The following is a 10948-nucleotide window of genomic DNA, read 5'->3' on the forward strand; positions in this document are numbered from 1 at the left end:
AACAGCGCGCGCCAGGCGGTCAGCGCCTCGGGGTCCAGCCCCGTCAGCGCGCGATAGCGCCGCACATACCAGCCGCTCGCCATATCGCGGATCGCGCCTTCGGCCGCCCCGACCGGCGCGCCCGCGCGTCCCGGCCCGAACCGCATCACCATCTCCGTCCGCACCAGGTCGGTGGCGATCGTTCCGCGCGCCGCGCGCGACCAGTCGATCACCGCCACGCCCTGCGCCGTGACGATCAGATTGCCGGGGTGCAGGTCGCCATGGGTCAGCCCGTCCCCCTCGTCCAGCTGCTCCAGCCGCGCGATCGCGGCGGCGCGCAGCTCGTCGCCGACCGGCGCCGCGCCAATATCCTCCATCAGCACCAGCTTGCGGCTGCGCAGCGTCGGCACGCGGCAGGCCTGGATCTGCTGCTGCAATCGCGCCATCTGGTCCAGCGCCCAGCGCGCGCGATGCGGCTTGCGCGCGATATAGGCGAGCAGGTTTGGCCCGCGCATTTCGGCATAGATAATGCCCGGCCGCCCATCCGCCTCGGTCTGGCCGAACACGTCGGGCACCGGCAGCCCGCTGGCCTGGACGACCCGCGCAATCTCATACTCGCGCACCACGATGCCAGGGTCGATGCCGGCATGGAACAGCTTGAGCACGCGCCCGCCGTCCAGCCGGAACACCTGCGCGCTCGCGCCGGCCGCGATAAAGGTCGAAGGATCAGGCGCGTGCATCGCCTTCAGCCTCTGCCCGCTCGCGCGCCGCTTGGCCAGCCCGTTTGCAAGCCGGCCAAGCGCACTGATCGTTACACCACCACGAAGTCCGCGCCTGTCAGCGGCGGATGCCCAGCGACGACGCCGAACAGGATCGCCGCCCCGCCCAGCGATCCGTCCGCATCGTAGAAGAGCTGACTGCTGTCCGTGTCATAGATGATGCGGTTGTCGGCCGAAGTCGCCACCCCGTCCGCATTGGCGACGAACTGGCCGGCATCGAGCGCGCCTGCGGACAAGGCGGAGAAGATCGCGTCATCCAGTTCGATGACATCCCCCTTCTGGAAGTCGAGGATGGTATCGACATTGGTCGCGGCGTCCAGCACATCGCCAAAGTGGAAGCGATCATTGCCGGCACCGCCGGTCAGCATGTCGGACCCCGCGCCGCCGTCCAGCAGATCGCCATAACGCGACCCCAGCAGATTATCGTTGCCGCCTTCGCCAAACAGCCGGATCATCGTCCCCGCCGCTGGCGCCACATCGACCCAGGCCGCATTCAGCCAGTTATTGCCTGCATTACCATGCGCATCGACCGCGCCAGTGATCCCGATCAGCCGCAGCGATTCCACATTGGCGGTCAATGTATAGCTGATGCTGGTATCGACCGTGTCGAAGCCCTCGCCGGCCTTCTCGATCACCACGTCACCTACATTATCGACGACATAGCGGTCGTTGCCGCCCCCGCCGGTCATAGTGTCAGCGCCGGTGCCACCATCCAGACGGTCGCCATAGCGCGACCCCAGCAGGTTGTCGTCGCCACCCTCGCCATAGAGGCGGATCATCGTCCCCGCTGCCGGCGCGACATCGACCCATACAGCATTCAGCCAGTTTTTGCCGTCATTACCATGCGCATCGACCGCGCCAGTGATCCCGATCAGCCGCAGCGACTCCACATTGGCGGTCAATGTATAGCTGATGCTGGTATCGACCGTGTCGAAGCCCTCGCCGGCCTTCTCGATCACCATGTCGCCTACATTGTCGACGACATAGCGGTCGTTGCCAAATCCACCGGTCATACGGTCGGCACCAGTGCCGCCATCCAGCCGGTCGTCAAAGCGCGACCCCTGCAAATCATCATTACCGCCTTCGCCGAACAGCCGGATCATCGTCCCCGCTGCCGGCGCAACATCGACCCACACAGCATTCAGCCAGTTTTTGCCGTCATTACCATGCGCATCGACCGCGCCAGTGATCCCGATCAGCCGCAGCGATTCCACATTCTCCGTCAGCGTATAGCTGATGCTGGTATCGACCGTGTCGAACCCCTGTCCAGCCTGCTCGACGACGACATCTCCTACATTGTCGACAATATAGCGGTCATTGCCATAGCCGCCCTGCATGAAATCCGCGCCGCTCCCGCCATCCAGAATGTCGTCGCCATCAAGAGAAAATAGGATGTCTGCTCCGGCCATACCGTTCAGCTTCGCCGTCGATGAATAGTCGAGCACCTGCATGAAGTTGTCGAGTTCATTGCCCGTACCCGTGAAAATTCCGTCATCTCGGAACACCAAATTCTCGACATTGGCTTTCAGCACATAATGATCGGCCTGCGTGTCGACCGTATCAATGCCTTCGTCGGCATTCTCTACGATGATGTCTCCGTCCTCCGGATTGATATACCTGTCATTGCCTTCACCACCGGCCAGATAATCATCCCCGACACCGCCATCGATGATGTCATCACCGGCACCGCCGATCAGCCGATCGTCGCCACCATGACCATACAACATATCGTCATAGCTGCCGGCCTTGATCCGGTCGTTCCATTGGCTGCCACTAACCCAGATCCGCTCGACATTCTTTAGCTCGGTGCCCTGCCCGACAAAAACCGATACGGCATCCGGCGTTTCGTTAGCCTCAAAGACAATCGGCTTCAGGCTCGATGAAAAATCGCCGGAAAAAATGTCGATCCCGCCACGACCGTCAAACGCTATTGGTGCGCTGCCGAAAAGTTCGACCATATCGTTGTTGGAGGTGAGACGAAAATCGATGAATTCCACATTTTTCACACTAAGGAATGTTTCGTTCCACCATCCGAAAAAAACGAACCCGGCCTCAAATTGTGGCCCGGCCCAACTCAATTCAGTTCCGATGCCGTCGGACCAGTCGATAATCAGCCGGTCATAACCATCGCCACCATCTACAAAGACGTTGCCGCCTATATTAGTAACGAAGAAATCATTGTCTTCCGGACCTCCCAAAAAATCCGTCATTTGACCATCCTCTCCGACCGTTCAGACCCGCGACAGCCACGGAAATACAAGCGTGAACCATGGTGGATAGAAGCACACACTACATCAGACAAGTCCTTGCGAGGACGGACGCATCTCCTACATCCGTTGCCACAGCCATTGCCTGTCTTGCCCTGCCCTTCCTGAACAAATAAAGAACGAACCCATGAGCCTCACCCACATCTCCGTCCGCGGCGCGCGCGAGCATAATCTCAAGGGCGTCGACGTCGACCTGCCTCGCGATTCCCTCATCGTCATCACCGGCCTGTCCGGTTCGGGCAAAAGCTCGCTCGCCTTCGACACCATCTATGCCGAGGGGCAGCGCCGCTATGTGGAGTCGCTCTCTGCCTATGCGCGCCAGTTTCTGGAGATGATGCAGAAGCCCGATGTCGAACATATTGAGGGGCTGTCTCCCGCGATCAGCATCGAACAAAAGACCACGTCGAAAAATCCGCGCTCCACCGTCGCGACCGTGACCGAGATTTACGACTATATGCGCCTGCTCTGGGCGCGCGTCGGCATCCCCTATTCGCCCGCCACCGGCCTACCCATCAGCGCCCAGACGGTCAGCCAGATGGTCGATCGGGTGATGACCCTGCCACAGGGCACGCGCTTCTACCTGCTCGCCCCCGTCGTGCGCGGTCGCAAGGGCGAATATCGCAAGGAACTCGCCGAATGGCAGAAGGCGGGCTATACCCGCGTCCGCATCGACGGCGACATGATGCTGATCGAGGATGCGCCCGCGCTCGACAAGAAATATAAGCACGACATCGAAGTCGTGGTCGATCGCCTGGCCGTCGAACCAGACATGGGCACGCGCCTCGCCGACAGTTTCGAACAGGCGCTCAAGCTCGCCGACGGCCTCGCCTATGTCGATCTGGCCGACGGAACGGTCGCCGACCTCACCAGATCCGTCATGCCGGCGCAGGCCGGCATCTCAGGCGACGGCGCGCCAACGCTTGAGACCCCCGCTTCCGCCGGGGTGACGGCTGGCAAGATGAAGGGCGCGGGCGTGCCGGACAACCGCATCGTCTTCTCCGAAAAATTCGCCTGCCCGGTCAGCGGCTTCACCATAGCCGAGATCGAGCCGCGCCTCTTCTCCTTCAACGCCCCAATGGGCGCCTGTCCCGCCTGCGACGGCCTGGGCGAAAAGCAGCTTTTCGACCCCGAACTGGTCGTCCCCAACGAAGCGCTCAGCCTCAAAAAGGGCGCGGTCGTCCCCTGGGCCAAGTCCAACCCGCCCAGCCCCTATTATATGCAGGTGCTCGGCTCCCTCGCCAGGGAGTTCGGCTTCTCCCTCGACACGCCGTGGCAGGATCTGCCCGGCGAAGTGAAGCTCGTCATCCTGCACGGCACCGGCGGCAAGCCGGTCACGCTCAAATTCATGGACGGCCGCAAATCCTATGAGGTCAAGAAGCCGTTCGAGGGCGTCATCGGCAATTTGAACCGCCGCCTGCTCCAGACCGAGAGCGCCTGGATGCGCGAGGAACTGAGCAAATATCAGACCGCCATGCCGTGCGAGACCTGCCACGGCGCCCGCTTGAAGCCCGAAGCGCTGGCCGTGAAGATCGCGGGCGAGGATATCTCCCTCTCCACCCGCCGCTCGGTGGTGGACGCGCTCGCCTTCTTCACCGCGATGCCCGACGCGCTCAACGATCAGCAGAACCAGATCGCCCGCGCCATCCTCAAGGAAATCGTCGAGCGCCTGGGCTTCCTCAACAATGTCGGCCTCGACTATCTGAACCTCGACCGCACCAGCGGCACCCTGTCGGGCGGCGAAAGCCAGCGCATCCGCCTCGCTTCCCAGATCGGCAGCGGCCTGTCGGGCGTGCTCTACGTCCTCGACGAACCCTCGATCGGCCTGCACCAGCGCGACAATGACCGGCTGCTGGTGACCCTGAAGCGCCTGCGCGACCTCGGCAACAGCGTCATCGTCGTCGAACATGACGAGGACGCGATCCGCCACGCCGACTATATCGTCGACATGGGACCGGGCGCGGGCGTCCATGGCGGGCAGATCGTCGCCCAGGGCACGCTGCCCCAAATCCTGAAGGCCAAGGGCTCGCTGACCGCTGATTATCTCAACGGCACCCGCGCCATCGCCGTGCCCAAAAAGCGCCGCAAGGGCTCGGGCAAGAAGCTCACCGTCCACAATGCCCGCGCCAACAATCTGAACGGCGTCACCGCGTCGATCCCGCTCGGCACCTTCACCTGCATCACCGGCGTGTCGGGATCGGGCAAGTCCAGCTTCACCATCGACACGCTCTACGCCGCCTCCGCCCGTGCGCTGAACGGCGCGCGCATCATCGCGGGCGCGCATGACAAGGTGACGGGCCTCGAACATTGCGACAAGGTGATCGACATCGACCAGTCGCCCATCGGCCGCACCCCGCGCTCCAACCCCGCCACCTATACCGGCGCCTTCACCAACATCCGCGACTGGTTCGCCGGCCTCCCCGAAGCGCAGGCGCGCGGCTACAAGCCCGGCCGCTTCAGCTTCAACGTCAAGGGCGGCCGCTGCGAAGCCTGTCAGGGCGACGGCGTGCTCAAGATCGAGATGCACTTCCTCCCCGACGTATACGTCACCTGCGACGTGTGCCACGGCGCGCGCTACAATCGCGAAACGCTGGAGGTGAAGTTCAAGGGGCGCTCGATCGCCGACGTGCTCGACATGACGGTCGAGGATGCGGTCGAATTCTTCAAGGCCGTGCCCCCCATCCGCGACAAGATGGCGATGCTCGCCGAAGTCGGCCTGGGTTATGTCAAGGTCGGCCAGCAGGCCACGACCCTTTCGGGCGGCGAGGCCCAGCGCGTCAAACTCGCCAAGGAACTCTCGCGTCGCGCCACCGGCCAGACCCTCTATATATTGGACGAGCCCACCACCGGCCTGCATTTCGAGGATGTCCGCAAACTCTTGGAAGTCCTCCACGCGCTGGTCGATCAGGGCAATAGCGTGGTCGTGATCGAACATAATCTCGACGTCATCAAGACGGCGGACTGGATCATCGACATGGGACCAGAGGGTGGCGTCAAGGGCGGCGAAGTCGTGGCCGAGGGAACGCCAGAGAAGGTCGCGAAGGAGCCGCGCAGCTTTACCGGGCATTATCTCGCGCCGCTGCTGGGGTTGGAGAGTGTGGCGGCGGAGTGAGTTTTAAAGAGCGAGAGGGTGCAGATATTTGACCCAATGATCTTCCGAAACAATCGAGATCGGCGCGCCTTCTTCGCGCATATCCACCGCCTTAAGGATCTTATTCCCGAACGATGAATGCTTCCATGATTCAGTAGCGTACATACCGATTACCAAAACATTCGTCTTTTGCGTCAAGCTTCCCGCAGCACCGCCCCTAACTTCGATTGCCAATTCGCAATCTTTGCGTCCACCAAAGTTAAATGTTCCAGTGAAGCAGTAACGATAGCCGGTAAAAGCCAAAGTCGGCGCAGGGTCGCAAAGGGGCAACGAGCTTGATTTCAGGACCTCACCAAGCTCGAAATCTCGGTTCGAAAACCTGTTCAACGTGTCCAGCAGATCTCTGCATTCATCCTCATTTGCAATGCCATCCGCCAGCACATCGTTCACACGGTCATAAAGTTTTCGAATGAGCGGTTGATCGCTAATCGCCATGTTAGCTGCGAGCCACTTCTGCAAAAACTCGACTTCTGCCTGATTGATCTTCTCGTCAGCGGCGATACCTCGAGCCAAGCCGACCAGCTCGTCGATCTGCCTAGATGTAATACGATCTTGGCCATATATATTGTGCAGCTGCTCTTCAGACATAAATTTCTCCCCGCGCGAAGATTGCAGTTGGAAGCAGCACGGGTCAACGATCAATTTGGATCCGAATTGGAGCTTAATAGCGACTTTAAATACCGGTAGGATTGGCACAAATGTGCCAGCCTGATATAAACGTCACATGACCAAGTTCACCCCCATCGAGTCCGAGTTCGCGACGACTGAGGACGCCGAGGCCCACGATGCATGGGTCCGCGCCAAGGTGGAGCGCGCCCTTGCGTCCACTAGGCCGCGTGTCCCTCATGATGCAGTGATGGCCAAGGCACAGGCTGTTCTCGACAAATATAAATGACCCTGCCGGTCGCGTGGGATGACGAGGCCGAAGCGGACCTCCTGACCATCCTCGAATATATTGGCGCACGGAACAAGCCAGCGGCCGATCGTCTCCACGTTGCTGTTCTCCATGCTGCCGACAACCTCCCCAATCATCCCTATGCATATCGCCCCGGCCGTACGCCGGGTACAAGGGAGGCAGTTATCCACCCCAATTACATCCTGATCTACCGCGTAGCGGCTGACGCAATAGAAATACTGGCGCTGGTTCATGCCCGCCAACAATATCCCTGATCCCTACCAACATCCCGCTGGCAAATCCTCCGCAAGCCGCTAATCCTTCCGCACGGCCACGCCACATCATCGCGCGGCCATCAGAGGGGCAAAATTCATGAAATCGCTTATCGCCGCCGTCTCGGCCGCCATGCTGCTCGCTATCGCACCCGCCGCCCACGCCGGTGACGATGACGACAACGCCTTCGTCCTCGTCAACAAATCCACCGTCGACGCCATCCAATTCTACACCAAGCGCAAGGATGGCAGCTGGTCCAACGACTGGCTCAAACTGCCGGTAAAGCCCGGCGCCACCCGCCCGCTCAAATTCTTCGCCGGCGACGAACGCTGCGAAGTGCAGACCCGCGTCGTCTTTGCCGACGCCAGCGAATTCAACAGCCCGGTCGACTATTGCGGCGTCACCAACCTGATCGTCACCGACGACAAGATGTTCACGCAATAAAGCATCGTGCGGAAAAGCGGGAACCGGTTTTCCGCTCAAGACGATGCGACCACAAAGCTTGGAGCGCGCTCCCTGCGTCCGATCTGACGCAGCGCGCTCTGATCCGCACCATGGCGGCGCGCGGGGCCATGGCGCCCGGTGCGCCGCCACGAAATCCTATTGCGCTGTCCTACACGCACCTGATCGGCCTACGCTCGCGGCAAATCCCTCCTTTTGGAAAAGGGCCTTGCCATGACCTGCCAATTCCCCCCGCTCCCTGCCCCCGCCGAACAGACCCGCGCCGACGGCTGGAGCCCCGCGCGCCAGCGGCGCTTTCTCGAAACGCTCGCGGCCACCGGCGTCATCCGCCTGGCCTGCGAAGCGGTGCGCATCACCACCCGTTCCGCCTATGCGCTGCGCATCCGCCGCGACGGCGCGGCCTTTCGCCTGGGCTGGGACGCGGCCATCCTGATCGCCCGCGCGCGCCTCGCCGACGATCTGCTCGCCCGCGCGATAATGGGCAGCCAGGACACGATCCGCAAAGATCCCGATAATTACGAAATCACCCGCCATCGCCATGACAACCGGCTCGCCATGTCGATGCTGGCGCGGCTCGACCGCATGGCCGATTGCCCGGCCGAAGGGAGCGACGCCGCGCTCGCCCGCCTCGTCGCCCAGGATTTCGTCGCCTATTGCGACATGCTCTGCCCGGAGAAGGATATGCGCGAAGAGGTCGATCGCCTCGACCTGCCCCGTCCCGGCGCGGAACCCTCCGCGCGGCAGATGGACGACGCCCGGATGTTCGACGGCACCATGCCCGACACCCCCGCGCCGCAGGAGGATGGCGACGCCCCCGCCGCCCTCCTGTCGCCCGGCGCGTCCGCCGCCCTGTTCCTCGCCGCTCGCATGGCGCCGCCCAGGGGCGCGGCGGAAGCGGAAAATCGGCGGATTTCCGTCGCAGATGAACGGTGTGAACTTCGCGCGCCGCCGGTCGATATCACCACCCTGCCGCCCGACGAAGCGGTGGCCCATTTGCGCGGCATCTGGTGGGATGAGGATGCCGGCGCCTATCGCACCGATTTTCCCGCCCCGCCCGGCTTTGACGGCGAACAGAATGACGATGTCTATGACATCGACCTGTATGAACGCGCATTGACCCCGCAGGAGGAGGATATATTGGCCGCCCGCGACGCCGCCGATCGCCGCCCCTATGAAGAGGCCGCCGCCCGCGTGCGCGACGATTTTTTCGCCTTCACCCTCGCCGAAACGGCGGATGATGCGTCCGTATCCGGGGCGGAATATGGACCGGAACAGGCGCCGGAATGCGGGCCGGATCGGGCGGCCGACATGGCGCCCGTGCCCGCCTTTGCCGCCATCGCGGCGCCCGGCTGACGCGCCGCCCGTGCGCCCGCACGCCTCAGCGCCATTGCTATTGCGCGGACAACCGCCTATATAAGCCCCGCTACAGTCGCAAATCGACGGTTTTCGGCGCTTTGCGGCACCAACTTCCTTCTTTCCCTGCCCCTCTAGCAACCCGGCGTGTCCACACGGGGCGCGTCGCATTGAAAGAAGGAAATATCCATGAGCATCGTCGGAACCGTCAAATTCTTCAACGCCGACAAGGGCTATGGCTTCATCGCTCCCGATGACGGCAGCCCGGACGCGTTCGTTCACATCAGCGCCGTTGAGCGCGCCGGCCTCGCCACGCTGCGCGAAAAGGACCGTGTCTCCTATGATCTGGAGCAGGACCGTCGTGGCAAGATGGCGGCTGTGAACATTTCGCACGCCGAATAAGCGGCGTCCGGGGCGGCGCGCCTGAACGCGCGCCGCCCCCGCCCATAGGCCCCCGCTGAAATCCGCGCCTGCGGGCACGGTAGTGCGGGCCGGCCGGGCGCCGCTCCCATGGCGCCCGGCCTTTATATTTTAAAGCGCGCCGCGTTGCATCGAATGCGGGTCGCGCGCTCTAAGATTTTGTTATCGCATCGTTGTGAACGGAAAACCGGTTCCGATTTTTCCGCACGATGCTCTAAGGAGCCTGCGTCATGGCCAACCCCGATTATCGCGCCCTCGCCGCCAAGGCGCGCAGCGACGCCGACATCGCCCTGCTCGACAATGTGCGCGACCGCTGCCTGCGGTCCGAAGCCGCCTTTCTCGCCATGGCCCAGCGCCAGGATCTGGCCGAGCGCAACCGCGCCCGCCGCGAAGCCGGCGATCCGGCGACCGCCGGCGAGGCATAGGCCCGCCGCATCCGCCGCCCGCTCTGTCGCGCCGGCAAAATTCACGGGAACCCGGCGCCCTCCCACCGGTTATCGCTCCAAACCCCAACTAGGAGCATCCCATGATCCGTACCCTGATTTTTGGCGCCATCGCCGGCTATGTCGGCAAGAAGCTCTATGACGAGGGCAAGCTGACCGAGTTCAAGGACGACCTCGTCACCCGCTATAATGACGCCAAGGCGAACTTGGCCGAACAACGCGCCGCCGCCGACACCGATGCGGCCACCGCGCCCGTCGTCAGCCCCGCGACCACCCCGGCCCGCCCGCTCGCCCACTAACGGCGATCCGCCCACATCCGTTTCCGGCGGCGGCATCCCCCCTGCCCCGCCGGTCGCCGCCCGCCCGCTGCCGCATCCCCCCTCTCACGGCAGCGGCGGGCGGTTTCCTTTGAGCCCAATAGTTACCCGCACGCAACCATTGCCCCGCTGCGGGGTTGGTCCGCCGACAGGGTTTGGAAAGAGGAGAAAAAATATGCGCAAACCGATCCTGGCAGCGGCCATCCTGGCCATGCTTCCCTTGGGAGCCTGCGCCTCGGACAATTATGGCGGCGGCTACGGCTATGACCGGCCCAGCAACAACAATGGCGGCCCCCGCCACCACCGCCGTCGCCTGAGCGACAATGACACCATCTATCGCGACCGCGACGGCCGTTATTATTGCAAGCGTGACGACGGCACCACCGGCACGATCGTCGGCGCCCTTGCCGGCGGCGTGCTCGGCAACATCATCGCCCCCGGTGGCTCGAAAACGCTGGGCACCATCCTGGGCGCCGGTGGCGGCGCGCTGGCGGGCCGTGCGATCGACAAGAACGACGTCAACTGCGAATGACATGAAAAAGGGCGCGGGGGTTGCCCCCTGCGCCCTTTCCTATTGCCGCACGCTGGATTACAGTTTTTCGGTAAGTTCGG

12 protein-coding genes are annotated in these 10948 nt (G+C 62.9%); 9 read left to right on the top strand and 3 right to left on the bottom strand.

Annotation, left to right across the window (positions count from 1 at the left end; translation table 11 throughout):
• Together C100_RS27825 and C100_RS49360 are read right to left on the bottom strand one after the other, a co-directional pair.
• A partial coding sequence (locus C100_RS27825; protein ID WP_024018296.1) for a phosphotransferase family protein occupies positions 1 to 719 on the bottom strand: 719 nt, incomplete at its 3' end.
• A 71-nt stretch (positions 720 to 790) separates the two neighbouring features.
• Positions 791 to 2968, bottom strand: a complete 2178-nt coding sequence (locus tag C100_RS49360) for a calcium-binding protein (RefSeq protein ID WP_024018297.1) — start codon at positions 2966 to 2968, stop codon at positions 791 to 793.
• A gap of 184 nt (positions 2969 to 3152) precedes the next feature.
• Between C100_RS49360 and uvrA the strand changes: the two genes are divergently transcribed.
• Complete coding sequence (gene uvrA / locus C100_RS27830; RefSeq protein WP_024018298.1) at positions 3153 to 6134, top strand: excinuclease ABC subunit UvrA; 2982 nt, start codon at positions 3153 to 3155, stop codon at positions 6132 to 6134.
• Positions 6135 to 6137: 3 nt separating this feature from the next.
• Here the strand turns inward: uvrA and C100_RS27835 are convergent, their stop codons facing one another.
• Positions 6138 to 6761, bottom strand: a complete 624-nt coding sequence (locus C100_RS27835; RefSeq protein WP_024018299.1) for a BRCT domain-containing protein — start codon at positions 6759 to 6761, stop codon at positions 6138 to 6140.
• A 136-nt stretch (positions 6762 to 6897) separates the two neighbouring features.
• On the opposite strand from C100_RS27835, the gene relB reads away from it, so the two are divergent.
• The 8 genes from relB (at position 6898) to C100_RS27875 (ending at position 10868) form a co-directional block, all read left to right on the top strand.
• Complete coding sequence (relB, locus tag C100_RS27840) at positions 6898 to 7068, top strand: type II toxin-antitoxin system RelB family antitoxin (protein WP_024018300.1); 171 nt, start codon at positions 6898 to 6900, stop codon at positions 7066 to 7068.
• Positions 7065 to 7343, top strand: coding sequence for a type II toxin-antitoxin system RelE/ParE family toxin (locus C100_RS27845; RefSeq protein ID WP_024018301.1), 279 nt, complete (start codon positions 7065 to 7067; stop codon positions 7341 to 7343). The genes relB and C100_RS27845 overlap by 4 nt, the downstream gene beginning before the upstream one ends.
• Positions 7344 to 7440: 97 nt before the next feature.
• Positions 7441 to 7785, top strand: coding sequence for a hypothetical protein (locus C100_RS48730; RefSeq protein ID WP_024018302.1), 345 nt, complete (start codon positions 7441 to 7443; stop codon positions 7783 to 7785).
• A 231-nt stretch (positions 7786 to 8016) separates the two neighbouring features.
• A complete protein-coding gene (locus tag C100_RS27855; RefSeq protein ID WP_084625291.1) occupies positions 8017 to 9156 on the top strand; it encodes a hypothetical protein in 1140 nt (379 codons plus the stop codon).
• Positions 9157 to 9345: 189 nt separating this feature from the next.
• Complete coding sequence (locus C100_RS27860) at positions 9346 to 9558, top strand: cold-shock protein (protein ID WP_024018304.1); 213 nt, start codon at positions 9346 to 9348, stop codon at positions 9556 to 9558.
• Positions 9559 to 9806: 248 nt separating this feature from the next.
• Positions 9807 to 10001: a hypothetical protein gene (locus C100_RS27865; protein WP_024018305.1), complete on the top strand. Its 195-nt coding sequence runs from the start codon at positions 9807 to 9809 to the stop codon at positions 9999 to 10001.
• A gap of 101 nt (positions 10002 to 10102) precedes the next feature.
• Positions 10103 to 10318, top strand: a complete 216-nt coding sequence (locus C100_RS27870; RefSeq protein ID WP_024018306.1) for a hypothetical protein — start codon at positions 10103 to 10105, stop codon at positions 10316 to 10318.
• Between the two features lie 193 nt (positions 10319 to 10511).
• Positions 10512 to 10868: a glycine zipper 2TM domain-containing protein gene (locus C100_RS27875; protein WP_024018307.1), complete on the top strand. Its 357-nt coding sequence runs from the start codon at positions 10512 to 10514 to the stop codon at positions 10866 to 10868.
• Positions 10869 to 10948: the final 80 nt, after the last annotated feature.

The sequence above is a fragment of the Sphingobium sp. C100 genome, from assembly GCF_000508185.1.
Classification (GTDB): Bacteria; Pseudomonadota; Alphaproteobacteria; order Sphingomonadales; family Sphingomonadaceae; genus Sphingobium.

Excerpts from the sequence above, each read along its gene's own strand:
- C100_RS49360 (WP_024018297.1), bottom strand. The coding sequence starts at position 2,968 with ATGACGGATTTTTTGGGAGGTCCGGAAGACAATGATTTCTTCGTTACT.
- uvrA (WP_024018298.1), top strand. The coding sequence starts at position 3,153 with ATGAGCCTCACCCACATCTCCGTCCGCGGCGCGCGCGAGCATAATCTC.
- C100_RS27835 (WP_024018299.1), bottom strand. The coding sequence starts at position 6,761 with ATGTCTGAAGAGCAGCTGCACAATATATATGGCCAAGATCGTATTACA.
- relB (WP_024018300.1), top strand. The coding sequence starts at position 6,898 with ATGACCAAGTTCACCCCCATCGAGTCCGAGTTCGCGACGACTGAGGAC.
- C100_RS27845 (WP_024018301.1), top strand. The coding sequence starts at position 7,065 with ATGACCCTGCCGGTCGCGTGGGATGACGAGGCCGAAGCGGACCTCCTG.
- C100_RS48730 (WP_024018302.1), top strand. The coding sequence starts at position 7,441 with ATGAAATCGCTTATCGCCGCCGTCTCGGCCGCCATGCTGCTCGCTATC.
- C100_RS27855 (WP_084625291.1), top strand. The coding sequence starts at position 8,017 with ATGACCTGCCAATTCCCCCCGCTCCCTGCCCCCGCCGAACAGACCCGC.
- C100_RS27860 (WP_024018304.1), top strand. The coding sequence starts at position 9,346 with ATGAGCATCGTCGGAACCGTCAAATTCTTCAACGCCGACAAGGGCTAT.
- C100_RS27865 (WP_024018305.1), top strand. The coding sequence starts at position 9,807 with ATGGCCAACCCCGATTATCGCGCCCTCGCCGCCAAGGCGCGCAGCGAC.
- C100_RS27870 (WP_024018306.1), top strand. The coding sequence starts at position 10,103 with ATGATCCGTACCCTGATTTTTGGCGCCATCGCCGGCTATGTCGGCAAG.
- C100_RS27875 (WP_024018307.1), top strand. The coding sequence starts at position 10,512 with ATGCGCAAACCGATCCTGGCAGCGGCCATCCTGGCCATGCTTCCCTTG.